The sequence below is a fragment of the Lysobacter sp. Root983 genome (genome assembly GCF_001429345.1).
In the GTDB taxonomy this organism is placed as follows: Bacteria; Pseudomonadota; Gammaproteobacteria; order Xanthomonadales; family Xanthomonadaceae; genus Lysobacter.
Window position 1 is genome coordinate 61,188 of sequence record NZ_LMJO01000003.1, and the last position, 205, is coordinate 61,392.

A 205-nucleotide genomic window follows, 5' to 3' on the forward strand; every position below is an offset into this window, starting at 1 on the left:
GTGCCGGTGGCGTTGACCGTTGCGGTGATCAGCAACGAGGTCGACGCACCGTTGGCCAGGTTGCCGATCGTCCACACGCCAGTGCCGGAGACGTAAGCRCCTGCGCYGTTGTCGGAGACGTAGGTGTAGCCGCTCGGCAGCAGGTCGGCGACCGAGACGGCCGTCGCGGCGGACGGACCATTGTTGGTGACCGTCAGCGTGAACA

1 protein-coding gene is annotated in these 205 nt (G+C 66.5%); it reads right to left on the reverse strand.

The genetic code is table 11. From position 1 onward, the window contains the following. Positions 1-205 (reverse strand): DUF11 domain-containing protein (locus ASE43_RS22895; protein WP_157499717.1); only part of this gene is annotated, 205 nt, incomplete at both ends.